The following is a 24131-nucleotide window of genomic DNA, read 5'->3' as shown; positions in this document are numbered from 1 at the left end:
TTTCTCTGCTCTATCAGAAGACACCTATGAAAATTTTGCTGCGCTCCTCGCTGTTTTTTTCTTCGGCGGTTGTCGCCATCGCGGCGACGGCGGCGCCGGATCTGACGCTGCGCTACAAACAGCCCGCGCCCGACACGCCGCAGGGCTGGGAGCGCGAGGCGCTGCCGATCGGGAACGGCCGCATCGGCGCGATGATCTTCGGCCAGCTGGCGCGCGAGCGCATCCAGTTCAACGACATCACGCTGTGGACCGGCGACGACAAGGTGATGGGCGCGTACCAGCCGTTCGGCGACGTGTATGTGAACCTGCCGGGGCACGAGCAGGCCACCGGCTATTCGCGCCAGCTCGACATCGGCCAGAGCTTGCACAGCGTCAGCTACACGTACAAGGGCGTCAAGTTCAAGCGCGAGGCCCTGGCCAGCTATCCGGCGCAGGTGATCGCGGTGCGGCTGAGCGCCGACAAGCGCGGCCAGTACACCGGGTCGATCGAACTGACCGACATGCACGACGCGCAGATCAACGCGCTGGGTAACCGCATCGTCGCCACCGGTTCGTTGCGCGGCAAAGGCGAGCCGTCGTCGAACGCGATGGACTACGCCAGCCAGGTGAGGGTGCAAAACGAGGGGGGCGCCATCGCCATCGACGGCAACAAGATCACCTTCACCGGCTGCGACGCGGTGACCCTGATACTGGGCGCCGGCACCAGTTATGCGATGGACGCGGCCAGGAAGTTCCAGGGCGAGCATCCGCTGGCGCGCGTGTCGGCGCAGGTCAACGCGGCGTCGCGCCCGTGGCCCGCGCTGCTGGCCGAGCACCGCAAGGATTTCCAGGCGCAGTTCAACCGCGTGAGCGTGGACTTCGGCGCGGCCACGGCGGCGCGCCGCGCGCTGCCGACCGATCAACGCATCGAAACCTATACCGCCGAGGGCAGGGACCCGGAGCTCGAGGCGCAGTTCTTCCAGTATGGCCGCTACCTGCTGATTTCCAGCTCGCGCGGTTCGCTGCCGGCCAACCTGCAGGGGCTGTGGAACAACAACCCGTCGCCGCCATGGCGCTCGGACTACCATACCAACATCAACGTCCAGATGAACTACTGGCCCGCCGAACCGGCCAATCTGTCCGATCACGCGTTGCCGTTCCTGGACTTCGTGCAGGGCGTGGCGCCCGTGTACCGGCAGCTGATCGCCGAGACGGCGGCCAAGGCGATCGCCGATCCGGCATCCGTGGTGATGGCCGCACCGGACCTCAGCGGCCAGGCGGTGCAGAAGGAGGAGACCTTTGTCAGCGCCGCCGGCAAGCCGGTGCGCGGCTGGACCGTGCGCACCGAGTCCAATCCGTTCGGCGCCATGGGCTACATCTGGAACAAGACCGGCAACGCGTGGTACGCCCAGCACTTCTGGGAGCATTACGCGTACACCCAGGACAAAACCTATCTGCGCCAGGTGGCCTATCCGGTGATGAAGGAGGCGGTGGCCTTTTGGCAGGATTATCTGAAGCTGCTGCCCGACGGGCGCTTGGTCGCGCCGCTGGGCTGGTCGCCGGAGCATGGCCCGATCGAGGATGGCGTGACCTACGACCAGTCCATCATCTGGGACCTGTTCAACAATACCGCCGAAGCGGCCGGCGTGCTGGGTGACGCGGCGTTCCGCGACCAGGTGGCCGGCCTGCGCGACAAGCTGGCCGCGCCGCGCGTCGGCAGCTGGGGCCAACTGCTGGAATGGATGGAGGAGAAGAAGGACGATCCGGTGCTGGACAAGCCCGGCGACACCCATCGTCATGTGTCGCATTTGTTCGGCGTTTTCCCGGGTCGCCAGATCTCGCCGACCAAGACGCCTGAATTGGCCGCCGCCGCCCGCAAATCGCTGGAGAGCCGCGGCGACGCCGGCACCGGCTGGTCGATGGCGTGGAAGACGGCCTACTGGGCGCGCCTGCTCGACGGTGACCACGCGTACAAGATGCTGCGCGGGCAGCTGGCGAAGCCCGGCGCGCGCGCCGCCCAGCAAAGCGGCCAGGGCACGGAATCGAACAACGCCGGCGGCACCTACGCCAATATGTTCGACGCGCACCCGCCGTTCCAGATCGACGGCAATTTCGGCGCCACCGCCGCGATCTGCGAAATGCTGCTGCAGTCGCAGACGGGCGAACTGCACCTGCTGCCGGCGCTGCCGCCCGCCTGGGACTCCGGCTCGGTCAAGGGCTTGCGCGCGCGCGGCGGCTACGAGGTCGATCTGGCATGGAAGAACGGCAAGCTGGCCTCCGCCACGATACGCCGCACGGCCGGCGAAGGCGCCGGCAAGGTGCGCTACGGCGACAAGGTCATACCGCTCGACCTCAAGGTCGGGGAGAGCAAACGTCTGGGAGAAAAACTATGATGCGACGGATTCTTGGCACGCTGCTGCTGGCGCTGAGCGGACTGGCATTCGCGGAAGTCACGCAGGTGCGGTATTTGAGCGGCACCGACAAAGACCATCGCGTCGATTGGGAATTCATGGTCAACGGCGGGCGCAATAGCGGCGTGTGGAAGATCATACCGGTGCCGTCGAATTGGGAGATGGAGGGCTTCGGCACCTACCGCTACTTCAGCGACTGGGAAAAGGACCCGGCGCCGGACACCACCGGCATCTACCGCCACAAGTTCGACGTGCCGGCCGACTGGCAGGGCAAGCGGATCGACATCGTGTTCGGCGGGTCGATGACCGATACGCTGGTCAAGGTCAACGGCCAGCCGGCTGGCGCCGTCCACCAGGGCGGGTTCTACGAGTTCCGCTACGATATCTCGAAGCTGCTGAAGCCCGGCCAGAGCAATCAACTGGAGGTGACGGTCAATCGCTTCTCTGCCAACGCGTCGGTCAACCGCGCCGAGCGCAGCGCCGATTTCTGGCTGTTCAGCGGGATTTACCGGCCCGTGTGGCTGGAGGCCAAGCCACAGGATAATATCGATCGCATCAGCCTCGATGCGCGCCACAACGGCGACTTCAGCGCCGATGTTTTCCTTGCGGGCCAGGCGGACGCCAAGGTCGTCGCCCGCGTGACCACGCTCGATGGCAAGGCGCTCGGCAAGGAGATGGCGGCGCCGGTGGTCGACGGCAAGACACATCTGCAGGGGAATGTCGCGAAGGTGACGCCATGGTCGGCGGAGAATCCGCAGCGCTACAAGGTGAACTTCCAACTGGTCAGCGGCAAGAAAGTGGTGCATGAAGTCAGCAAGACCATCGGCTTTCGCACCATCGAGCTGCGGCAGCGCGACGGCGTGTACGTCAACGGCTACAAGGTGCGCCTGAAGGGATCGAACCGGCACACGATCTGGCCGACCTCCGGCCGCGCCAGCAGCAAGGCGTTGAGCTACCAGGACGCGAAGCTGATGAAGGAGATGAATATGAACGCGGTGCGGATGTCCCACTATCCGCCGGACCCGCATTTCCTCGACGTGGCCGATGAGGTGGGGCTGTACGTGATCGACGAGCTGACCGGATGGCAGAAGTTCTACGACACCGACGTCTCCACGCCGTTGGTGAAGGAGCTGGTGCAGCGCGACCAGCACCATCCGTCGATCGTCTTCTGGGCCAACGGTAACGAGGGCGGCTTCAATCGCGACCTGGACAAGCTGTTTGCCCAGTGGGATACGCAGAACCGCCCGGTGATCCACCCGTGGGCCAACTTCGGCGGCATCGATACCGCCCACTATCCGACCTACGACTGCTGCGCGACGTCGCTGTTCCATGGCCGCGATGTGTTCATGCCGACCGAATTCCTGCATGGCCTGTATGACGGCGGCGCCGGCGCGAGCCTCGACGATTGGTGGAAGGGGATGCTGGCCAATCCACTGAGCGCGGGCGGCTTTATCTGGTCCTTTGCCGACGAGGGTATCGTTCGCGACGATAAAAATGGCGAGATCGATGTCGCCGGCAACCTGGCCCCGGACGGCATCGTCGGACCGTATCGCGAGAAGGAAGGCAGCTACTACGCGGTGAAGAAAATCTGGACGCCGGTGTATTTGCCGCTGTCGGAGATGGCCTTCCTGCCGCCCACCTTCGATGGCAGGATCACGCTGGAGAACCGTTACGACATGACCAATCTGAACCAGGTCAAGTTGAGCTGGCAGCTGGTGAAGTTCGGCCGCGACGCCGGCCACACCGTCGTGGCCAGGGGTGGCGCGAAGGCGCCCGATGTCGCCGCCGGCATGCGCGGTACCACCAGCATCGCCTTGCCGGCCGATTGGGCGCAGCAGGATGCGCTGTACTTCACGGCGACGGACCGCGATGGCCGCGAGATCTATACGTGGTCGTGGATGATCGCCAGCGCGCAGAAGGTGGCGCAGCGGATGCAGCCAGCGGCGCCGGCGGCGGCTGCGGCGACGGTGACCGAGCAGGCGGACGGCTTCGAGCTGAAGGCGGGCGCGTTGAGCGCCGTCATCGACAAGGGCACCGGCTATCTGCGCTCGCTGAAAAAGGGCGATGTCGTGGTGCCGCTGACGAACGGCCCGCGTCTGGTGGCGGGGACGGCGACTTTGAAGGGCATCGCGGCGCGGCGCGATGGCGACGATGTGGTGGTGCAGGCGGAATTCAACGGCAATCTGCGCAAGGTGAACTGGCGTCTCAACCCGGCGGGTACCTTGAGCGTGAACTATGCGTACAGCATGGAGGCCGCCAAGTATGTTGACGCGCTGGGCGTCACCTTCGACTATCCGGATGCGCAGGTGCAGTCGATGCGCTGGCTGGGTCGCGGTCCTTATCGCGTCTGGAAGAACCGCACGCAGGGTGTGGAGTTCGATGTGTGGCAGAAGGCTTATAACGATACCATCACCGGGCTGTCGTGGAATTACCCGGAGTTTAAAGGCTTCCATGACAAGGTGTATTGGGCGGAGCTGGCCACCAGGACCTTGCCGATCATGTTCATCAATCACAGCGACGATATCGCGCTGCGGGTGTTTACGCCGAGGGAGGCCAGCGGGGCGGGGTTCGAGCCGAAGGACACGCATATGGATTTCCCGCCGGGGGATATCTCGTTTTTGAACGCGATTTTGCCGATCGGGACGAAGTTCCATCCGCCGCAAGAGCTGGGACCGTCGGCGCAGCGGGGACGTACGCCGAACCTGGGGATTTGGTTGGAGAATACGATCGATATCGTGGTGGGCGACCGTTGAAGGTTGTGAGATCGGACCGTAGGGCGGATTAGCGTAGCGTAATCCGCCATGAGCCGTCGACGGCTCATAGATGGCGGATTACGGCGTTCCGCCTAATCCGCCCTACGTGTCTCCAAGGTGATCTTTACACTGTCACAGGGTTTTAGCTAACCAATTCGCCGTGATGTCGATCACCCGTTGCGGCGCGGGGCTGTTCGCTTCGAACACGTTGAACACGTGGTCGGCGCCGTCGATCATCTCCGCCTGCGCCGGTTTGCCCGGGGCGATCCGGATCAGATCCAGGTCGCGCTGCGGCAGGTAGTCCTTGCTGCCACGGACCGTCAAGAACGCTCCCGGATAGGCTGCCAGCGCCTTGTCGAAATCCACGCCTTTGAAGCTCTCGTAGAATTCGCGCTTGGTGACGATGGTTTTCCAGCCCGGCACCACCTCGGAGGCGACGCCGTCGCGCACCGCTTTTTGCGCCGTCGGCTTCGACATGAAGTATTTATACAGGTCGCCGCTCGGCGTGGACCACAGCACCATGCTGCGGAACCAGTCGGGATGCCTGCCGCCGACCACCATCGCGGTGGCGCCGCCCAGGCTCCAGCCCAGCACCGCGCTGTGCGCGACCTTGACGCCGGCCTGCTGCCGCAGGAAGGCATAGGCGGCCTCGGTGTCGGCGACGCGGCTGTCCAAGGTCGAGTCGATGTCGCTGCGCATGCGCGCGCCTTCGCCACGGAAGTTGATGCGCAGCGAGGCAATGCCCATCTGCGCCAGCTTCGCGGACATGCGTTTGCTCAGGTCTCCGGCGCCATTCAGGTCGTCGGCGAAGCCGTGCAGCAGCAGCACCGTGCGGCCGTCCCAGGCGCCGTCCGGCGTCACCCACTCGCCGGTGACCTGCGGGGCGACCGTCACCGGCTTCACGCCCGCATGCGACAGGGCGGCGACGCTGGCCAAGGCCAGTGCCAGCAGGCCGCGCTTAATCAACGTGGATGCGCTGTGCATGTCAGCCTTCGGTTATCAGTTCGCCGCGCTGGAAGGCGGCGATGACGGGGTTGACGGCGTCGCCGTGGGTGATCGGTCCCATGTGGCCACCGCGTGTTTGCAGCGCCTGGGCGTTGGGCAGGGCCGTCGCCAGCCGCGCCGCCAGCGATCGCGTCGACGCGGGACTGTGTTGGCCCGATAGCACCAGCGCCGGCATGGTCAGCACGGCCAGGTCGGCCAGCGTGACCGGTTCGCCCAGCAGCGCCTGGAAGTCCAGCTTGACCTTGGCGATCTGCGCGATCATCTTGTCCTGCGCGGACGTCGGCGCGGCGTCGAACGAGCCAGGACGGTTCCAGTAGTCGATGAAGATGCGGGTGGCGTCGCGGTCCGTGGCGCACGCCATGATGCGGCCGACGACGGTGACGATCTCCACCCGCGCTGCGTCGTCCTCCGGCAGCAGGTGGAAGGCCACCGGCTCGAACAAGGTCAGGGTGCGTATGCGTTGCGGCATGCGGCGCGCCAGGTGCAGCGCGGAGGCGCCGCCGAACGAGTGGCCGACCAGGTGGAACGCTTCGTCCGGCGCCAGATGGGCGGCGAGGGCGGCGGTGATGGCGTCCGCTTCGTGCGCCAGCGTATGGGTGTATGCTTCGTCCTGGTCGGCGCCGGGGGGATAAGGCGCGCCGCCGTAGCCCAGCAAATCGAGCGGAATGCAGCGGAAATCGGGGGTGAGTTGTTCCACAAGCGCGGCCCACTGGGCCTTGGAACTCATGGAGCTGTGCAGCAGGACGATGGCCGGTTTCATAGGGGACGGGAGAGTGAACGCTGCGCGGATTATACCGGTTCGCGCCACCCCGTCTTGAGAAAGCGCAAGCCGCCCGTATTTAGTGTTTATGATAGGAAAATGTATTTGTTCGCTAGCGTACAGCGGCGAGCGCCGACCAGAGTAAAGTAGAGGGATGGACAATTCAAAAAAAGTGGCCGGTCTCGCCGGCATCGTCAGCGTGCTGTGGATGGGATTGACGGCGGCGGTCGCGGCCAACCAGAAGCGGCTGCTGTTTAATCCTCTCGGCAGCCGCCGCGAGGTGCTCAAGCCCTACAGCACCGGCCACCGCACGCGCCCCATCGTGGTGCGCTCCAAGGACGGCACCCGTTTGTCCGGATGGCTCATGACGCCACCGGTGGCGGGGCCGCATCCGGGCGTGGTCTATTTCGGCGGCCGCTCGGAGGAGGTGTCGTGGGTGGCGCGCGACGCCGGCAAGCTGTTCCCGGGCATGGCGGTGCTGGCGGTGAATTACCGCGGCTACGGCGATTCGCACGGCGACCCGGCCGAGGCCCATTTCGTCGAGGATGGCCGCATGCTGTTCGATTGGCTCAGCGAGCGTCACCACGTCGACCCGAAGCGCATCGCGGTCGTCGGCCGCAGCCTCGGTTCGGGCGTGGCGGTGCAGGTGGCGATGGAGCGCGAGGCCAACGCCATCGTGCTGATCACGCCCTACGATTCGATCCTGGCGATCGCCAAGCGCAAATTCAGGACGCTGCCGGTGGAGTATGTGCTGCGGCATAAATTCGAGTCGGTCAAGTACGCGCACCAGCTCAAGGCGCCGACCTACGTGCTGCGCGCGGCATTCGACGACGTGGTGCCGCATTCGCACACCGATCTGCTGGTGCAGAAACTGGGCACCCTGCACGCGGACGAAATCGTGCCCGATTCCGACCACATGAACATCCCTTATCTGGAATCGACGCAGCAGCGCATCGCCAGCTTCCTGGCGAGCCGCTTCAGTCAACCCGGCCAGCCGCTGGTGTGATCTAGGCGGCGTGGCGCTGCGCGGCCGCCTGCGGACGCGCCGTCAGCTGCTTGTGCACCCGGCGCAGGCCCATCCAAACGGCCAGGATCACCACCGGCACCGCGACGCCTTGCAGGATGTCCGGATTGACCGGCAGGCCGCCGGCCTTCATCGCCTTGCCGGCATAGCCGATCAGTCCCAGCGTGTAGTACGAAATCGCCACCGCCGACAGGCCCTCGACCGCCTGCTGCAACCGCAGTTGCTGGGCCGCGCGCGTGTCCAGCGATTGCAGGATCTTGCGGTTCTGGCGTTCCTGCTCGATGCCGACGCGCGTGCGCAGCAGGTCGTTGCTGCGGGCGATACGCTTGGCCAGCGCTTCCTGCCGTTGCGAGACCGAGGTGCAGGTGTGGATCGCCGGCGCCAGCCTGCGGCCCATGAACTCGGCCAGGGTCGGCGAGCCGGCCATGCGCACCTCCCGCAGCTCGTGGATGCGGGCCTGCACCAGGCTGAAATACGCCTGCGACGCGGCGAAGCGGTAGCTGTTGTTGACCGAGAGTTTTTCCAGCCGCGCGGCCAGGCTGGTGATACGGTGCAGCAGGTTCTGCTCCTCGCGGGCGTCGGTGACGCGCGCTTCCTGCGACGGCGGCATGTCGGCCTGCACCAGGGTCGCGGTCAGGTCGGCCAGCTCGTTCTCGATGCCGTTCAACTGCGGCTGCGAAGCCTCGGCGTGCGGCAGGCCGAGGAGGGCCATCATGCGGTAGTTTTCGATTTCCAGCAGCCGTCCGACCAGGCGGCCGGCCTGGAATTCGCGCAGGCTCAGATCGCGCACGATGAAGCGGCTGAAGCCATCGGGCTGGATCAGGAAATCGGTCCAGACCTCGGCACCGCTGCCAACGCTGCTGCCGACCAGCGATTTACCCTGAAACAGTTCGCTGATGGCTTCTTCGTCGGCGCCGGCCGCGTCGCCCCGGCGCAGCAGGACGTGCGAGGCGACGATGATTTTTCCATACAGGCTGGCCAGCCATTCCTGCGGCACGTGCTGCAGCGGCATGCGCTCGAACGACTGGCGCAAATCCAGCGCCGGATCGCCGCACTCGACGAAGGTGTAGGTGGCGAACTCGGTGTGGCATTCCCACTTCAGGCGAAAACGCCCGAAGTCGTGAAAGAAGTAGCGCGCTTGCGGATGCGGCACGGCCACGCCGTAGTGGGTGCACAACTGCTGCAGGATCTGGTGCTGCGTGCCGCGATGGTATTTTTGGGACGGCTGATCCTGCTGCACGTAGAGCGCGAAATGGGTCAGGCTTTCCGGCGCTTGCAGCTGCAGGAACGGGCGTGAATGGATTTCGGCCGACAGCGGCACCCGCATCGGGTGGTTCAATTTGGCGAAATCGGCGGTGGCGCGGTAAGCGAGGGACATGACATTCTCCGGTGAAACAGTTTTATTAGTTATGGGAAAAAGCCGGATTGTTGCAATGCAGTATATGCCAGGCGGCGCGCGGCCACAACCGGGCGCTGCGCATGGCGGTCATGCGTATCGGTGATGTTACCGGGGAAAACGCCCCCGGGTGATCACTTTTTTGAGGATTGCGATGCTAAGTTGGCCGCGCGTTGGCGGCCAGCGCGTTGGCCGATGGCTCGCCGCGCGTGTGGCAGGCCAGGTTGGCAAAGGTGACGGCGGCGATTTCGCGCATCGCTTCGATGGTGAAAAAGCCCTGGTGGCCGGTGACCAGCACGTTCGGGAACGTCATCAGCCGCTGGAACACGTCGTCGTCGATGATGTCGCTCGAATGGTCGTGGAAAAACAGGTCGCTTTCCTGCTCGTAGACGTCGATGGCCAGCGCGCCCAGTTGCTTGGACTTGAGCGCGGCGATGACGGCCATGGTGTCGATCAGCGCGCCGCGCGAGGTGTTGACCAGCATGGCGCCGGGCTTCATCAGCGCCAGGCTGGTGGCGTTGATCAGATGGCGCGTGGCCTCCATCAGCGGGCAATGCAGCGAGACGATGTCCGATTGCGCCAGCAGCTGCTCGAGCGTGACGCGGGCGGCGATGGCGCCCAGCTGCAGCTGCAACTGCGGCGCCGGATCGCTCACCAGCACCGTGCAGCCGAGGCCCTTGAAGATGTGGGCGGCGGCGGTGCCGATCTGGCCGGCGCCGACGATGCCGACGGTCTTGCCGTGCAAGGTCATGCCGAGCAGGCCGTCGAGCGAAAAATTCCCCTCGCGTACCCGCGCGTAGGCGCGGTGTGTGCGGCGGTTGAGCGTCATCACCAGCGCCAGCGCGTGTTCGGCCACCGCTTCCGGCGCGTAGGTGGGCACGCGCGCCATGAACATGCCGAGCCGCTCGCCGGCCTGCACGTCGACGTTATTGAAGCCGGCGCAGCGCAGCAGCACGGCGCGCACGCCCAGCGCGTGCAAGGCCTGCAGCACCGGCGCGTCCAGGATGTCGTTGACGAACACGCAGACCACGGCGCAGCCCTGCGCCAGCGCCACCGTGTCGATGGTCAGGCGGTCGGTGAAATAGACGGCGTCGATCGGCGCCGAGGGCGTTTTTTCAAGCTCGGCGAGCCGCGCCTCGTCGAGAAAACGGCGGTCGTAGGGTTGGGCGCTGAAGACTGCGATTTTCATGTCGTCACGCTTCCAGGTCCGGTACCCACAGCAGCAGATCGGTGACGCCGATGTCGACGCCGGCCTGCGTCAGCAGCGTGCTGGCCTGGCCCCGGTGGTGGGTCTGGTGATTGAAGAAGTGCGCCACCACGCTGCCGAAGTGCTTGCGGTAGACGTCGCCCCTGGTGCTGCGGTACTCGAAGCCGTGCGCCAGATCCGCCGCGGTGATCTGCGGCGCCCACGCGCTGATGATGGCGTCGAGTTGTTCGCGGTGGCGGCGCAGCGTGGCCAGGTCGTCGCCGAAGCTGTGCGTCAGGCCGCCCGGTTGCGGCATCCCGTCCATCGCCGCCAGCGCCGGAAACCTGGCCGGGTGCGTGGCGAAGCGTTTGAGCCAGATGGTGTCGCCGGCCAGCAGGTGGTTCATGGTGCCGGCGAGGGAACCGAAGAAGGCCTTGCGGTCCGCCGTCAGTTCGCCCGGCGGCAGCCGCTCGGCCGCCGTGTAGAGGTTGCGGTTCATGTCGGCGTTGTACTTCGCCAGCAGGACAAAATGTTCAGGTGTGCTCATTCGCGTTCGTTCGGTATGGCGTCGGGATTCGATTGCAGGAAGATGGCGTCGTTCACCTTGGCGAGCATTTGGGCGCGCTCATAGTCGCCCATGGACTGGCCGCCATCGGCGGGGTCCAGCGTCGGCAGCAGGTCGCGCGTCATGGTCTTGCCGGATGGCGAGGTGTGGTCGCTTTTCAGCTTGCCGAACATGTAGTCGAGGACCCGGGTCGAGCGGCTGGCCTGCATCTCCAGCGAGGCCTTGACCAGCTTGCCCTGGTCGTACGCGATGCTGGTGGTGCTGCTGGCCGATTCGTCGATCATCGTGTATTTGTAGTTCTGCGACTGCGGCTCCAGGCCCAGCGCCAGCGTCGCCGTCGCCGATACCGGCGCGTGGTAGCGCGCCTTCAGGTGCGACTGTTGCTGCTGCGAGAGCGCGAGGTCCATGTGCGAGCGGCCCGAAATGCTGGTCTTTTGCGACAGCTCGTAGGCGAAGCTGTCCTTCTCGGTGGACTTGGCGGGATTGGACGCGACCTCGGTTTGCGTGATGGAGGCGGTGAAGTCCGCCAGCCCGGTGGTGGTGGCGCGATCGCGGTCGGTGAGCAGCATGTCGCGCGGCGCCAGCGCCGGCGTGCCGTAGTCGCTGTTCATGTCGACCAGCGCGTCCTTGAACATCGAGAGCATGGCGGCGTTGCCCTGGCCGCGCATGCCCGCCTGGTCGACCTGCTGCAGATAGCGGTTGAGCGCCTTGGCCTGCTGCTCCTTGCTGCCCCAGCTGGCCGGCTGGCTCAGGTCCACGCCGATCTTGGCCACGCCGTCCGGGCCACTGAAACTGACGGTGCGCTTGGCGCTGTCGGCGTGGAATTCGAGCCGCTGCGTTTCCTTGGGATTGAGCTTGATCTCCCCCTTCAGATCGACCGACGCCAGCACGCCGCTGTCGAACTGCGTCAGGCCGGCCAGGTCGACGCGGGGCGGCTCTTCGGTCAGGCCGTCGACCGCCTTCTGGAACGCTTCCGACAGTTTGCCGAGGGCCTTGCGTTCGACCTCATTGAGCTTGCCGCTGCTTTTGGCTTCGACCGCGATGCTGTTGTCGCCGGCGTCGAGCGACAGTTCCACGGAGACGCCGCTGCGGGTGGTGATGGTCAGGCCGATGCGGTTGTCGCCCATGCCGTGCTGCGACACCTGCGACGGCGACACCAGCATCTCGTAGGTGTCGGCTTGCCCGCCGCCGGGGGCCTGCTGGATCGATTGCGAGAAATCCTCGCCGTCGTAGGCCACCTGTTTGAGCAGCTCGCCGCCCAGGCCCTTCAGGCGTCCCGCCAGCGGCTGATCGGCGAAGTTCCGCGCCATCAGCATGCTCGACGTGCTCCGCGTGCGGTTTTCCCAGACCACGGCCTTGGCCTGCCGCCCATCCTGGTTTGCAGCGCCGAGCGACACCGTGGTGGACGCGCCGCCGCCGGCCGCGCCGGAGACTTGGCTGGACGCGGAGGGGGAGGGCGTGCGGGAAATCGAGGCGCTGGCGCCGATATCCCGATTGAGTGGAGAGATGGTCGTCATGAATCCATTATAGAACGAGGTGGGTGTCAAGGGGGCGCGGGCGCGAGGCGACACGATCCAATTGTTTGTTGCGTAAGAGTAACAGAGTGTCGATCACCTGGTATTTTCGGTCTATGATGTTCGATCGCAGCCTATCCAGTAGGAGGACCAAGATGCTCACAATGTTCAGCAACATCAGTGTCAAACGGCGCCTGATCATGGGGTTCGCCAGCATACTCCTGCTGTCGCTGATCGCGATCGTGGTCAGCGTCACCCGCCTGCACAGCGTGGCCGCGGCCACCCGCGAGATGCTCGACGAGCCGATGGCCACCGAACGCTATCTGCAGGAGTGGTACCGCTACATGTTCGCGGCGGTGCCGCGCACGACGGCCATCATCGTCAGCACCGACACCAGTCTGGGCGCCTATTTCGCGCCGCTCATCAAAGCCTCGTCCGACGCCTCCAGCACGCTGCAAAAGCAGGTCGAGGCGCGCATGGACACCGAAGCCGAGAAGTCGCTGTTCGCCGAACTGGGCGCGCGCCGCAAGGCCTTTCTCGGCGCGCGTGACGACATCCTGGCCCTTAAGAAGGCCGGCAAGACCGACGAGGCGCTGCAGCAAATGCGCGACCGCTACAACCCGATCAGCGCCGCCTATCTGGCTTCGGCCGAGGCACTGCTCAAGGAGCAGCGCCGCCAGATCGACGAGTCCACGCGGAATATCGAGGAGATCAATATCGCCAGCCGTAATTTGATGATCGCGCTCGGTGTCGTGATCCTGCTGCTGGGCGGGACGCTGGCGTTCGCGTTGGGCCGCTCCATTGCGCAGCCGCTGGAGCGCGCGGTGGCGCTGGCGCGCCGCGTGGCGGCGGGCGACCTGACCTCGCGGGTGGAGAACAACGCGCGCGACGAAACCGGGCAACTGCTCGACGCGCTCGGGCAGATGAACCTCAACCTGTCGCAGCTGGTCGGCGACGTGCGCCTGTCCACCGACACCATCACCGTGGCGGCGCAGGAGATCGCGGCCGGCAACGCCGATCTGTCGGCGCGCACCGAGGCGCAGGCCGGCGCGCTTGAGGAAACCGCCAGCTCGATGGAGGAACTGACCAGCACCGTGCGGCAGAACGCCGACAACGCCCGCCATGCCAACGAACTGGTGACGCAGGCCAGCGGCATCGCGGTGCGCGGCGGCGACGTGGTCGGCCAGGTGGTCGAGACCATGGGCTCGATCAAGACCAGCTCCAGCAAGATCGTCGATATCATCGGCGTCATCGACGGTATCGCCTTCCAGACCAATATCCTGGCACTGAACGCCGCCGTAGAGGCGGCGCGCGCCGGCGAACAGGGCAGGGGCTTCGCGGTGGTGGCCTCCGAGGTGCGCAACCTGGCGCAACGCTCGGCGTCGGCGGCGAAGGAGATCAAGGCGCTGATCGACGATTCCGTCGGCAAGGTCGATGAAGGCGGCCGGCTGGTGGACCGCGCCGGCCAGACCATGGGCGAGGTGGTGGCCAGCGTGCGCAAGGTGGCCGACATCATGGGCGAGATCACGCTCGCCAGCGAGCAGCAAAGTTCGGGCATCGAACAAGTCAACGTCGCCATCACCCAGATGGACGAGATGACCCAGCAGAACGCCGCGCTGGTCGAGCAGGCGGCCGCCGCGGCGGCCAGCATGCGCGAACAGGCGCAGGCCCTGCTGGCGCAGGTTGGCCAGTTCACGGTGGCCGATGGCGCCGGCGGGGCCGGCAGGGGCCAGCTGTCGCCGCGCCTGCGGCTTTCCTGACGCCAGCGCTGGGCTAGTGCAGCCGCACCGGCGGCAGGATCTTGGCGCGCAGCCAGTCCGCCAGCGTTTGCGCCGCCACGCGCAAGGCGCCGTGCAGCTGCAGCAGGTGCTTCTGGTACATCAGCTCATACAGCAGGCTGGCGGTGGCCCCGCCGACGCGGATGCTCTTGCCGGTGATGGCGCCGGTCAGCACGCCGACCGCCGTCTGCGGCCCGAGCGAGACCAGCGAGCCGTAGTCGTGGTAGCGGAAACCGGGCCGTGGTCCGTCGTCGTCGCGCCGTGACAGCAGCTCGGCCAGGAACATCGCTTGCTGATGCGCGACCTGGGCGCGCGGCGGCGCCGCGCCCTTGACCGGACAGACGTAGCTGGCGCAGTCGCCGAGCGCGTAAATGCGGCTGTCGCAGGCCGCGCGCAGGCTGGAATCGACGACGATCTGGCGGATATGGTTGAGCGTCAGGCCCAAGTTGGCGCACAGTTCCGGCGCCTCGACGCCGGCCGCCCACAAGGTCAGGTCGGCGCGGTGGGCGGCGCCGGCGGTGTCGATCACCGCGTTGTCGGTGACGTGGGCGACGGCCGTCGCGGTGCGCACGGCGATGCCCAGCGAGCGCAGATGGTTGGCGGCGCGCTGCGATTGCAGCGGATGCAGGTGCGGCAGCAGATGGTCGCCGCGTTCGATGACGGTGATGCGGATGTCGCGCTCCGGATCGAGCGCGTGGACGCGGTACTCGGCCAGCGCGCGGGCGCTGTTGCTCAGTTCCGCCGCCAGTTCGACACCGGTGGCGCCGCCGCCGACGATGACGACGTTGACCTGCTCCTTGCGTTCGCCGGCGCCGATGCAGCCGTCGACGAAGCGGCGGCGGAAGGCTTCGGCGTCGGCCACGCTGTCGAGCGTCAGCGCATGGCGGGCGGCGCCCGGCACGTTGTAGAAATTGGTCACCGCGCCGAGCGCCAGCACTAGTTTGTCGTAGCCGATGGTGCGGCAGACGCCGTCGTCGTGGCGGCCGCCGCGCGGCGTCAGCGTGATGGTTTGGTGGGCGCGGTCCACGCACAGCACTTCGCCCTGGATGAAGTCGAAATCATGGTCTAGCGCGTGCGCGGTGAAGGCCAGCTCCGTGACCTGCGGATCGCATTTGCCCGAGGCGACCGTGTGCAGCAGCGGCTTCCAGAAGTGGCCCGGCGAGCGGTCCACCAGCACGATGCGCGCGCGCTTGGCGGCGCCCAGCGTGTCTCCAAGGCGGGTGGCCAGTTCCAGTCCGCCCGCACCTCCCCCTACGATGACGATCGTTTCCATTTTTTTCTCCCGGTTGGTGATTCGATGGGTGCCGGTGGCGGCACCCTTGCGTTTTACGCGGCCAGGTTGTGGTGGTCCTGGTCTTGCTGCTGGTCGGGCGTGTAGGGGCTGGAGCGCAATTCGTTCAGCGCTTCGAAGGTGATGAATTGGCGTGGACGCACCACGTCGGCGCCGTAGGGGGCCACCGATACCGTCCACAGGCCGGCTTCCTCGGCGGCGCGCAGGCTGGGTACCGCCGTGTCGATGGCGATGGCGTCGGCGGGCGCGACGCCCATCGCGTGCAGCGCCTTGGCATACGGGCCGGTGCCGGACGGGCCGTCGAAAGCGGCGCCGCCGGTGACCACCGTGAACACGCTGTTGACATCGGCCCCGAAGCTGTTGGCCAGCAGCGCCGAGGTGGCCGGCGCCGGCAGGTCGGTGAGGATGCAGATCTTGCAGCCGGCGGCGATGGCGTCGTCGATCAGCGTCAGCGCGGCCGGCAGCGCCGCCGGCGGATTGGCGGCGATCGCCTGGTGGAACTGGCGGTGCTTGTCGGCGAACAGTTCGGCCGCGCGGCCTTTGTCGCGCGGGAACAGCTCGCGGGTGTTGACGGTGCCGATGGCGCGCGCATAGCCGTGGGTGGTGGCGGCGGCGCGCAGCGCGGGCAGGGCCCAGCGTATCGACAGGCCGGCGTTGGCGAAGGCCGCGTTGCAGGCCGCCAGATGTAGCGCTTCGGTGTCGAACAGTACGCCGTCGAGGCCAAGGAAGATCACGTCTATGCTCATATCGTTCTCGCTAAACAGTGCCGGTTGAAGAACCCATCTCTTAAAAATTTGATTTATCGCATTGACGTAAATATAACGGTAGAATCTACAAAAGAAAAATTAAAGATATTCGATAGTTGATAAGGGAGAGCTTATGTATCACGCCAGTTTCCGACAGCTGCAATCGCTGGTCCTGGTGGCCCGCCACGAGAGCGTGTCACGCGCGGCCGAGGCGATGCACGTCACCCAGCCGGCCGTGTCGCTGCAACTGCGCACGCTGGAGGACATCGCCGGCATCGCGCTCACGCGCAAAGTGGGACGCAACATCCAGCTGACCGCCGCCGGCGAGGTGATGGCGACCTTCTCCGAGCGCATCCTGCGGCTGCTGGAGCAGGCCGGCGACGAGCTGGCCGCGCTGCAGGGCGTCACCAGCGGCACGCTGCGCATCGGCGCCGTCACCACGGCGGAGCACCTGCTGCCGCCGATGCTGGTGCCGTTCACGATCAAGCGGCCGGACGTGCGCCTCAAGCTGCAGGTGGGGAACCGCTCGGAGATCGTCAACATGCTGGCGCGCCAGGAGATCGACCTGGCCATCATGGGCACGCCGCCGCGCGAACTGCGCACCAACGCGGCCAAGTTCGCGCGGCATCCGATGGCGTTTGTCGCCAGTCCCGCGCATCCGCTGATGAAGAAGAAAAAAATCACGCTCAACGACGTCATGGCCGCCAACCTGATGGTGCGCGAGCGCGGCTCCGGCACCCGCACGGCGGTCGAGAAGCTGCTGCGCGACGCCGGCCATCCCGCCGAATTCGGCTCCGAAGTGTCGAGCAACGAGGCGATCAAGCGCATGGTGTCGGCCGGGCTGGGGCTGGGCTTTTTGTCGGTGCACGCGTGCGGCCTGGAGTTCGAGGCCGGCCTGCTGGCGATCCTGCCGATGCAGGAAAATCCGGTCGAGGCGGACTGGCACATCATGCACCTGAGCGGCCAGCCGATCCCCAAGGTGGCCGCGGCGTTCCAGGACTTCGTCATCGAGAATGGCCAGGACCTGGTGCGCCGCGAGCTGGAGAGCTTCTACAAGCTGCTGGGCCGCCAGCGCAAGCCGGCGCGTTCGGTGGCGAAGGTCGTATCGGCGAAGTGACCAGTACACGTGGAAGCACGGTGTGCATAACTGTACCGGTACGCACCAGCACAGTTGCGCCTACAATGAACCATTTGATTGCCACCGGAAAATAATATGCCGCCCGACCTGCTGCTGCCTCTGTGCACCTTCGCCGCCGTCACCTCGCTCACGCCGGGGCCGAACAACGCGATGATCATGGCCTCGGGCCTGAACTACGGATTCAGGCGCTCGTTGCCGCACCTGTTCGGCATCACTTTCGGTTTCGCGTTCATGATCTTCGCCACCGGGCTGGGCTTGCACGCGGTGTTCGTGCGGTTTCCGCTGTTGCAGCTGATACTGAAGTACGTCGGCGCGATCTATCTGTTGTGGCTGGCCTGGAAGCTGGCCCACGCGGCGCCGATGAGCGCCGAGCAGGCGGCGCGCTCCAAACCGATGGGGTTCTTCGGTGCGGCGGCGTTCCAGTGGATCAATCCCAAGGCGTGGGTGATGTCCATCAGCGCCATCACCACCTACCTGCCGCAGGGCTTCGGCGCCGGCGACGTGGCGCAGCTGGCGCTGGTGTTCAACGCCGTCGGCACCGTCGGCGTCGGCGCGTGGGCGATGTTCGGCGTGGCGATGCGCCGGCTGTTGCAGGACCCGCGCTCGGTGCGCATCTTTAATGTGGTGATGGCGCTGTTGTTGGTGGCCACGCTATATCCAATTCTCGTGGGCTGATACCATGGCGGCTTGACTGGATTTTAAGGATAGCCCATGTACCGTCGTACCGCCCGCGCCGCCTTGCTGGCCGCCTCCCTGCTGGGCATGCTTGCCGGCGCCCAGGCCGGCGCCGCCACGTTGCCGTCGCAATTGATGCTGCCCGACCCCGTGCTGGCCGCGCGCGGCGTGGCCGAGCGCTGGGTGTTCAGCATCAAGCTCGAATCGTTCGATCTGAAGGGCATCGAGCCTTGCCGGCGCATATTGTCCGAGCGCGGCTTCCTGCCCGTGTTGTCGAAGACCGCCAGTTCCACTATGCCCGATTTGCATTTCAAGATCGAGGGCAGCAGGGAGTACCCGCTGGCCAGCGAGGACGCCGACCACGCGCTGTCGTCGGTGGCGGCGGCCAAGTGCGCCGGCACGTTGACGTGGACGGTCACGTCCAAGCCGGTGCCGGCCGCCGGCGGCCCCTCGGCGCAGTGATTCAGTGCGGCAGTTTGAGCTGGTGCAGCGTGTCGCGGATGGCGTCCAGGTCGACCGGCTTTTGCGACTGTAGCGCCTGCAGATAGCCGCGCGCGTAGCCGATGCTGTCGGCCGCGTCCGGATGCTGCTCCGCCATTTCCTGCAACAGCCGGTCGGCGATGATCAGGTCGTTGTGCTGGCCCAGCTCGGACTGGATCGCCGCCAGCGTCTTGAGGTATTGGCGCGAGCCCTTGCGCCGGTACAACGAATGGAAGAATTCCAGCGCGTAGCGGCCGCGCTTGGCGGCGATGCGGGTGCGGTGGATCGAGGCCGCATCGGCGTCGTCCATGCGGTTGGCGCGCTTGATCAGTTGCTTGTGCAGGCGCTGCATCGTCGAGTGGGCGAATTTGGGCAGCGGACTGTCCGGCACGTCCGTGGCGAGGTGCTGCATCCACACGCCCATCGACAGCAACAGTTGCGTGTAGCGGGGCGACAGCAGCGCCTGCGCCGCCACCTTGCGGTAGCTGCGCGCCGCCGCCAGTGCCAGCGTCTGCAATTCCATCAGGCCGTGTTTGCCGCCGGGGTTGGACTGGATGCGCGGCAAGGTCGACATCAGCAGCACGTCGGCGTCGCGGGCGGCGCCCAGTTCCGTGCCCAGCCAGGCGATGTCGGCCGCCAGCGGATCGGGGCAGGGGGCGACCGTGTCGAACAGTTTTAGCGCCGAGCGCAGCCGGCGCAGGCCGACGCGCATCTGATGCAAGGTTTCCGGGTCGTCGCCATGGATGACGGCGTCCTCGTTGCGCTGGATGTGCTGCAGGCAGTTGTCGAGGATGGTCTTGAGGGCTTCGCCGACGGTGGCGTCCGCATCCAGGCTCAGCGCCTGCGCGCGGTAGGGGGCGGTGCCCGTTTGCCGGCACAGCAGATAGCCGCGCTCGGCCTTGCTGATGTTGCTGAGGCGCAGGGGGATGCGCTGGTGCAGTTCCAGCGCGAACGCGTACAGGGCGGCCGGTTCGCCGTCCTTGAGTTCGAGTTCGATTTCGTTGACGTCGACCTTGCGGCCGTGGCGCTCGATGTGGCCGTGGTCGAGCACCAGCTCGATGCGGTTGCCTTCGATGTCCAGATCCCAGGTGTGGCGCTCGACCTCCACCACGAACAGCGGCTCCAGCCGCTCCTTCAGGTCCGGCAGGGCCAGCATCTCCAGCCATTGCTCGTCGTCGCCGATCAGCTTGCGCAGGCGCCCCAGGCGCGGCCAGGCGCGGTCCACCGGGCATTCCCACTCGTTGCGGCTGTGCAAGCCGCTCTGCACGCTGCCGCCGGCCTTCATCGTTTGTATCCACTCGTCACCGACCTTGCGCACGCGCAGGCCGGCGCCGTGATGCAGGAAATGCAGGTCCGGCGTGTCGAAATAATGCGCGGTGGTCAGCTGCTTGCGCGCGGGCCCGCTGGCGTGCGTGGCGATCAGCGGGTGGCGCATCAGCGCCTCGTTGTCGGCGGGGGACAATAGTAGTTTGAGTTCGACTTCCATCGCCCTAGTGTAGATGAAAAGCTCGGCCGAGGGGCGCACGGATCTGCTATGTTTGAGCGATGTCCAGACCACGCGGATTCCGCAGAACTTCCGCCCAGGCCGGCGTGGCGGCGCGCCAGAAGGCGTCGATGGTGTCGGCCTGGACATCCATGCCGAGGAAGCGCGCGGCCGGCAGCAGCGCCTGGCGCAGCAGCAGTTCCGGCGGGGCGCCGTCGTCGAACGCCGTCGCACCGGTCTGCTTGGATAGTTTTTCGCCGCGCTCGTTGACCACCACCGGCACGTGCAGATAGCTGGGCTGGGGCAGGCCGAGCGCTTGCTGCAGGTAGATCTGGCGCGGGGTCGAGTCGAGCAGGTCGGCGCCGCGCACGATGTCGGTCACGCCCTGGTCGCCGTCGTCGACCACCACCGCCAACTGGTAGGCCCAGAAGCCGTCGGCGCGCTTGACCACGAAGTCGCCGGCTTCGTCGGTCAGATCCTGGCTGATGTGGCCGGCCCAGCGGTCGTCGAAGCCGATCACGCAGTGCGGCGAGCGTGGCACTTTCAGGCGCAGCGCGCGGGCGCTCTTGCCCGGCGCCAGGCCGTCGCGGCAGGTGCCGGGGTAGATCAGCGCCTGCGCCTGACGGCCGCTCAGGCTCAGTTGCGAATCGGCGATTTCCTTGCGCGAGCAGCCGCACGGGTAGACCAGGTCGCCCAGGCGCCGCAGCGCTTGCTCGTACAGCGCGGTGCGGCGGCTTTGCCAGGTGACCTCGCCATCCCAGCGCATGCCGCAGCGTTGCAGCGAGGCCAGGATGTCGCGGTCGGCGCCGGCGACGTTGCGGTCGCCGTCGACGTCCTCGATGCGCACCAGCCAGCGTCCGTGGTGGACTTTGGCGTCCAGGTAGCTGGCCATGGCCGCCACCAGCGAGCCGATGTGCAGCGGGCCGGTGGGCGAGGGGGCGAAGCGGCCGACGTAGTTGACGTCGTGGTTGCCAACGGGGTTGTCGAACTGCTTGCCAGTGGGGTTGTCGCGGTCGGTCATGCCGGCATTTTAACGCGGCGCGCGATGCTGCGCTGCGCAAGCGATGGCGTCCGGCCGCCGGCGCAAATGTCTTACAATGTGCGCGCGCTAATTTGCGCTAATTTGCGCTAACTTGCGGTACTTCCGGCAAGCCGCATCCATACTCTACGCCTTCAGGACATCATGCAAAAAATGACCCCCTCCTTTATTGCCTCCGCCTTGGCCATCAGCCTGGCGCTGGCTTTCCCTGCGCACGCGGCCGGCGGCAAACCCGCCGCCGCCGTGCAGGAAGCACCCCTGCGCGCCCACCTCGCGTTCCTGTCCAGCGATTTGCTGGAAGGCCGCGGCACCGGCCAGCGCGGCGCCGACCTGACCGTCTCCTATCTGGAAACGCAGGCGCTGGCGCTGGGCTTGAAACCCGGCAACGGCGACAGCTATCGTCAAGCGGTGCAAATCGCCGGCGTCAAGACCTTGCCGGCCGAGAGCACGTTGAAACTGGCAGCGGGCGGCCAGGCGCTGCCGATCAGCTTTGGCAAGGACTGGGTGTTCGCGCCGGGCGATGCGACGCCGGCGCACAGCTTCAACGCCGACCTGGTGTTCGTCGGCTATGGCATCACCGCCCACGACGAGCAGTGGAACGACTACAAGGGCGCCGACCTGAAGGGCAAGATCCTGGTCATGATGGTCAACGATCCGCAGCCGACCGCCGAGCAGCCGAACCGTTTCAACGGCAAGGGCTTGACGTACTACGGCCGCTGGACCTACAAGTTCGAGGAAGCCAAGCGCCAGGGCGCCGCCGGCGTGTTGCTGATCCATACCACGCCGAGCGCGTCGTACGGCTGGAGCGTGATCCAGAACAGCTGGTCGGGCGTGGAGCGTTTCCAGTTGGCGGCCGGCACCCTCGGTACCGAGCTGCAGGGCTGGATGACCGACGACACCGCGCGCTCGCTGTTCAAGGCCGCCGGCCAGGATCTGGACGCGCTGCGCGCGGCCGCCGAGGGCAAGGACTTCAAGCCGGTGCCGCTGGCCGCCAAACTGAGCGGCGAAATGAAGGCGGCGGTGCGCAAGGTCGAGCAGTTCAACGTCGCCGCCGTGGTGCCGGGCACCGATCCCAAGCTGAAGGATGAAGTGGTCATTTACAGCGCGCACTACGATCATCTGGGCAAGCAGGGCGATACGGGCGACACCATCTTCAACGGCGCGGTCGACAACGCGTCGGGCACGGCCGGCTTGCTGGCGATGGCGCAGCAGGCCGTGCGCGCGCCGGCCAAGCGCAGCCAGATGTTCCTGTGGGTGGCCGCCGAAGAGCAGGGGCTGCTGGGCAGCGCCGCGTACGCGACCTCGCCGCTGTGGCCGCTGGCGAAGACGGCCGCCAATTTGAATCTCGACAGCCTGAACTTTGTCGGCGCCACGCGCGACATCGGCACCCAGGGCAGCGAGCGCACCGAGCTGGGCAACATGGCCGCGGCCACCGCCCGTGGCATGGGCATGCATATCGCCGAGGCCGAGCCGGATCTGGCCGGCGGCTATTTCCGCAGCGACCATTTCAGTTTCGCCAAGCAGGGCGTGCCGGCGTTTTCGATCGAGGGCGGGCGCGAGTACGTCAAGGATCCGGCCGGCTCCAAGCTGAAGGCGGACGCGTATGCGAAGCGCTACCACCAGGTCACCGACGAGTACGACGCGAGCTGGGATTTGTCGGGCATGGTGCAGATGGCGCAGTACACGCTGAACCTGGGCCGCATGATCGCCGACAGCCCTAAGCTGCCCGAGTGGAAGGCCGGCGACGCGTTCGCCAAGCCGCGCAACGTTAAGTAAGCGGCGGCGGTTTTGCCTGGAAAGCAGCCTGCGGGTTGCTTTTTTTTATGGCTGGCGTCAATAAAGTTATATCTCGGCGGCCATTATCAGTTTTACCATTTACTCAATAAAAATATTGGAGACAGAATGAAAACTATCTTGGCCAGCCTGCTGATCGCGGCGAGCGCGTGCGCAAGCGCGCAAACTTTGCTGACAAAAAATTTCGCCGCCGATCCTTCGCCGCACTTTTTCGGCGGCAAGTACGTGGTCTACGCGACCGACGACCAAAACAACTCGGGCAAGTATTGGGATTCGACGTCGTGGCGCGTGCTGACGTCGGCCGATTTGAAGAGCTGGAAGGACCACGGCCCTATTTTGCCGGCCAGTATCTTCAAGTGGGCCAGCGCCGACGCCAAGGCCTGGGCGCCGGAAGCGGTCGAGCATGGCGGTAAATACTATTTCTTCGCGCCGGTCGGTGGCAAGCAGATCGGCGTGGCCGTCAGCGACAATCCGCTGGGGCCGTTCGTCGACTTGATCGGCAAGCCCCTGGTCGAAACGCCGCGCGACGCCAACGCCGGCGACGAGCCGATCGATCCGGCGGTGTTTATCGACAAGGACAAGCGGATTTATTTGTATTTTGGCACGCGGGTGCCGAAGGTGGTGGAGCTTTCCGCCGATCTCAAGAGTACGGTGGGCGGCATCAAAAACGTGGTGGTCGACGGGTTCCCGGCCCAGACCGCGTATGGCGAAGCGCCGTTCCTGCATCAGCACAAGGGTGTGTATTATTTCTCGTTCTCGACCGGCTGGCCGGGGCAGATCGTCTACGCGACCGGCAAGTCGCCGCTGGGCCCGTTTGACTACCGCGGCGTGCTGATCGACTTCCTGAAGATATCGACCAACCACCAAGCGATCCTGGAGCATGGCGGCAAGACGCTGCTGTTCTACCACGACAACGTGCTGCCTGGTGGCGGCGACCATCGCCGCTCGATCCTGGTCCAGGAAATCGAATACAACGCCGACGGCACGATGCGACGCAAATAAGTTCAGGCGAAAAGCACCCTGGATCCTGGGACGGGGCGCAGGCTACCGCGCCCTAAAAATACCTCGGATCCACGTAGGGCGGATTAGGCGGAACGCCGTAATCCGCCATCCA

The 24131-nt window shown here is 65.9% G+C and carries 19 protein-coding genes; 9 read left to right on the top strand and 10 right to left on the bottom strand.

The window, feature by feature from the left end; translation table 11 throughout:
* Positions 1–26: 26 nt before the first annotated feature.
* Both JOD97_RS28615 and JOD97_RS28610 read left to right on the top strand, forming a co-directional pair.
* Positions 27–2372 (top strand): glycoside hydrolase N-terminal domain-containing protein, encoded by a 2346-nt coding sequence (locus tag JOD97_RS28615; RefSeq protein ID WP_209726065.1) that lies wholly within the window; start codon positions 27–29, stop codon positions 2370–2372.
* Positions 2369–5143 carry a glycoside hydrolase family 2 TIM barrel-domain containing protein gene (locus JOD97_RS28610; RefSeq protein WP_229264795.1) on the top strand — a complete coding sequence of 925 codons (2775 nt, stop codon included), beginning with the start codon at positions 2369–2371 and terminating at the stop codon, positions 5141–5143. The genes JOD97_RS28615 and JOD97_RS28610 overlap by 4 nt, the downstream gene beginning before the upstream one ends.
* A gap of 132 nt (positions 5144–5275) precedes the next feature.
* Here JOD97_RS28610 and JOD97_RS28605 read toward each other — a convergent pair whose 3' ends face one another.
* Both JOD97_RS28605 and JOD97_RS28600 read right to left on the bottom strand, forming a co-directional pair.
* Positions 5276–6127, bottom strand: a complete 852-nt coding sequence (locus tag JOD97_RS28605) for a S9 family peptidase (protein ID WP_209726063.1) — start codon at positions 6125–6127, stop codon at positions 5276–5278.
* A gap of 1 nt (position 6128) precedes the next feature.
* Positions 6129–6908: an alpha/beta fold hydrolase gene (locus JOD97_RS28600; RefSeq protein ID WP_209726061.1), complete on the bottom strand. Its 780-nt coding sequence runs from the start codon at positions 6906–6908 to the stop codon at positions 6129–6131.
* 154 nt (positions 6909–7062) lie between these two features.
* Between JOD97_RS28600 and JOD97_RS28595 the strand changes: the two genes are divergently transcribed.
* Positions 7063–7914, top strand: coding sequence for an alpha/beta hydrolase (locus JOD97_RS28595; RefSeq protein ID WP_209726059.1), 852 nt, complete (start codon positions 7063–7065; stop codon positions 7912–7914).
* A 1-nt stretch (position 7915) separates the two neighbouring features.
* On the opposite strand, the gene JOD97_RS28590 is transcribed toward JOD97_RS28595, so the two are convergent.
* From JOD97_RS28590 to JOD97_RS28575, 4 genes are all read right to left on the bottom strand, one after another.
* Complete coding sequence (locus tag JOD97_RS28590; RefSeq protein ID WP_209726057.1) at positions 7916–9310, bottom strand: DUF3422 family protein; 1395 nt, start codon at positions 9308–9310, stop codon at positions 7916–7918.
* A 175-nt stretch (positions 9311–9485) separates the two neighbouring features.
* Positions 9486–10517, bottom strand: a complete 1032-nt coding sequence (locus tag JOD97_RS28585) for a 2-hydroxyacid dehydrogenase (protein ID WP_209726055.1) — start codon at positions 10515–10517, stop codon at positions 9486–9488.
* Between the two features lie 4 nt (positions 10518–10521).
* Positions 10522–11061, bottom strand: a complete 540-nt coding sequence (locus tag JOD97_RS28580; protein ID WP_209726053.1) for a DinB family protein — start codon at positions 11059–11061, stop codon at positions 10522–10524.
* Positions 11058–12596 (bottom strand): hypothetical protein, encoded by a 1539-nt coding sequence (locus JOD97_RS28575; protein ID WP_209726051.1) that lies wholly within the window; start codon positions 12594–12596, stop codon positions 11058–11060. The genes JOD97_RS28580 and JOD97_RS28575 overlap by 4 nt, the downstream gene beginning before the upstream one ends.
* A gap of 152 nt (positions 12597–12748) precedes the next feature.
* On the opposite strand from JOD97_RS28575, the gene JOD97_RS28570 reads away from it, so the two are divergent.
* Complete coding sequence (locus JOD97_RS28570) at positions 12749–14353, top strand: methyl-accepting chemotaxis protein (RefSeq protein ID WP_304511225.1); 1605 nt, start codon at positions 12749–12751, stop codon at positions 14351–14353.
* Between the two features lie 13 nt (positions 14354–14366).
* Here JOD97_RS28570 and JOD97_RS28565 read toward each other — a convergent pair whose 3' ends face one another.
* Together JOD97_RS28565 and JOD97_RS28560 are read right to left on the bottom strand one after the other, a co-directional pair.
* Positions 14367–15644, bottom strand: coding sequence for an NAD(P)/FAD-dependent oxidoreductase (locus JOD97_RS28565; RefSeq protein WP_209726048.1), 1278 nt, complete (start codon positions 15642–15644; stop codon positions 14367–14369).
* Positions 15645–15697: 53 nt separating this feature from the next.
* On the bottom strand, positions 15698–16408 hold the full coding sequence (locus JOD97_RS28560; protein ID WP_209726046.1) for an HAD family hydrolase: 711 nt from the start codon (positions 16406–16408) through the stop codon (positions 15698–15700).
* Between the two features lie 133 nt (positions 16409–16541).
* Between JOD97_RS28560 and JOD97_RS28555 the strand changes: the two genes are divergently transcribed.
* The 3 genes from JOD97_RS28555 (at position 16542) to JOD97_RS28545 (ending at position 18683) form a co-directional block, all read left to right on the top strand.
* The gene (locus JOD97_RS28555) at positions 16542–17525 is read left to right on the top strand and encodes a LysR family transcriptional regulator (protein WP_209726044.1); all 984 of its coding nucleotides are present in this window, start codon (positions 16542–16544) and stop codon (positions 17523–17525) included.
* A 96-nt stretch (positions 17526–17621) separates the two neighbouring features.
* Complete coding sequence (locus JOD97_RS28550) at positions 17622–18221, top strand: LysE family translocator (protein ID WP_209726042.1); 600 nt, start codon at positions 17622–17624, stop codon at positions 18219–18221.
* Positions 18222–18257: 36 nt separating this feature from the next.
* The gene (locus tag JOD97_RS28545; protein WP_209726038.1) at positions 18258–18683 is read left to right on the top strand and encodes a hypothetical protein; all 426 of its coding nucleotides are present in this window, start codon (positions 18258–18260) and stop codon (positions 18681–18683) included.
* A gap of 1 nt (position 18684) precedes the next feature.
* Here JOD97_RS28545 and JOD97_RS28540 read toward each other — a convergent pair whose 3' ends face one another.
* Positions 18685–20187 carry a CYTH and CHAD domain-containing protein gene (locus JOD97_RS28540; RefSeq protein ID WP_209726036.1) on the bottom strand — a complete coding sequence of 501 codons (1503 nt, stop codon included), beginning with the start codon at positions 20185–20187 and terminating at the stop codon, positions 18685–18687.
* 46 nt (positions 20188–20233) lie between these two features.
* Positions 20234–21205: a tRNA glutamyl-Q(34) synthetase GluQRS gene (gene gluQRS / locus JOD97_RS28535; protein WP_209726034.1), complete on the bottom strand. Its 972-nt coding sequence runs from the start codon at positions 21203–21205 to the stop codon at positions 20234–20236.
* 162 nt (positions 21206–21367) lie between these two features.
* On the opposite strand from gluQRS, the gene JOD97_RS28530 reads away from it, so the two are divergent.
* Both JOD97_RS28530 and JOD97_RS28525 read left to right on the top strand, forming a co-directional pair.
* A complete protein-coding gene (locus JOD97_RS28530) occupies positions 21368–22999 on the top strand; it encodes a M28 family peptidase (RefSeq protein WP_209726032.1) in 1632 nt (543 codons plus the stop codon).
* 126 nt (positions 23000–23125) lie between these two features.
* Complete coding sequence (locus tag JOD97_RS28525; protein WP_209726030.1) at positions 23126–24019, top strand: family 43 glycosylhydrolase; 894 nt, start codon at positions 23126–23128, stop codon at positions 24017–24019.
* Positions 24020–24131 lie beyond the last annotated feature (112 nt).

Source organism: Duganella sp. 1411, from assembly GCF_017833525.1.
Lineage (GTDB): Bacteria > Pseudomonadota > Gammaproteobacteria > Burkholderiales > Burkholderiaceae_D > Rugamonas.
The sequence above is the reverse complement of the archived record's forward strand: the minus strand, read 5'-3'. Positions and strand labels throughout refer to the sequence as shown.

Bases quoted from the DNA above. Each gene is read 5' to 3' on its own strand.
- JOD97_RS28595 (WP_209726059.1), top strand. From the start codon at position 7,063: ATGGACAATTCAAAAAAAGTGGCCGGTCTCGCCGGCATCGTCAGCGTG.
- JOD97_RS28575 (WP_209726051.1), bottom strand. From the start codon at position 12,596: ATGACGACCATCTCTCCACTCAATCGGGATATCGGCGCCAGCGCCTCG.
- JOD97_RS28530 (WP_209726032.1), top strand. From the start codon at position 21,368: ATGCAAAAAATGACCCCCTCCTTTATTGCCTCCGCCTTGGCCATCAGC.
- JOD97_RS28570 (WP_304511225.1), top strand. From the start codon at position 12,749: ATGCTCACAATGTTCAGCAACATCAGTGTCAAACGGCGCCTGATCATG.
- JOD97_RS28525 (WP_209726030.1), top strand. From the start codon at position 23,126: ATGAAAACTATCTTGGCCAGCCTGCTGATCGCGGCGAGCGCGTGCGCA.
- JOD97_RS28615 (WP_209726065.1), top strand. From the start codon at position 27: ATGAAAATTTTGCTGCGCTCCTCGCTGTTTTTTTCTTCGGCGGTTGTC.
- JOD97_RS28545 (WP_209726038.1), top strand. From the start codon at position 18,258: ATGTACCGTCGTACCGCCCGCGCCGCCTTGCTGGCCGCCTCCCTGCTG.
- JOD97_RS28610 (WP_229264795.1), top strand. From the start codon at position 2,369: ATGATGCGACGGATTCTTGGCACGCTGCTGCTGGCGCTGAGCGGACTG.
- JOD97_RS28605 (WP_209726063.1), bottom strand. From the start codon at position 6,127: ATGCACAGCGCATCCACGTTGATTAAGCGCGGCCTGCTGGCACTGGCC.
- JOD97_RS28580 (WP_209726053.1), bottom strand. From the start codon at position 11,061: ATGAGCACACCTGAACATTTTGTCCTGCTGGCGAAGTACAACGCCGAC.
- JOD97_RS28550 (WP_209726042.1), top strand. From the start codon at position 17,622: ATGCCGCCCGACCTGCTGCTGCCTCTGTGCACCTTCGCCGCCGTCACC.
- JOD97_RS28585 (WP_209726055.1), bottom strand. From the start codon at position 10,517: ATGAAAATCGCAGTCTTCAGCGCCCAACCCTACGACCGCCGTTTTCTC.
- JOD97_RS28590 (WP_209726057.1), bottom strand. From the start codon at position 9,310: ATGTCCCTCGCTTACCGCGCCACCGCCGATTTCGCCAAATTGAACCAC.
- gluQRS (WP_209726034.1), bottom strand. From the start codon at position 21,205: ATGACCGACCGCGACAACCCCACTGGCAAGCAGTTCGACAACCCCGTT.
- JOD97_RS28600 (WP_209726061.1), bottom strand. From the start codon at position 6,908: ATGAAACCGGCCATCGTCCTGCTGCACAGCTCCATGAGTTCCAAGGCC.
- JOD97_RS28540 (WP_209726036.1), bottom strand. From the start codon at position 20,187: ATGGAAGTCGAACTCAAACTACTATTGTCCCCCGCCGACAACGAGGCG.
- JOD97_RS28560 (WP_209726046.1), bottom strand. From the start codon at position 16,408: ATGAGCATAGACGTGATCTTCCTTGGCCTCGACGGCGTACTGTTCGAC.
- JOD97_RS28565 (WP_209726048.1), bottom strand. From the start codon at position 15,644: ATGGAAACGATCGTCATCGTAGGGGGAGGTGCGGGCGGACTGGAACTG.
- JOD97_RS28555 (WP_209726044.1), top strand. From the start codon at position 16,542: ATGTATCACGCCAGTTTCCGACAGCTGCAATCGCTGGTCCTGGTGGCC.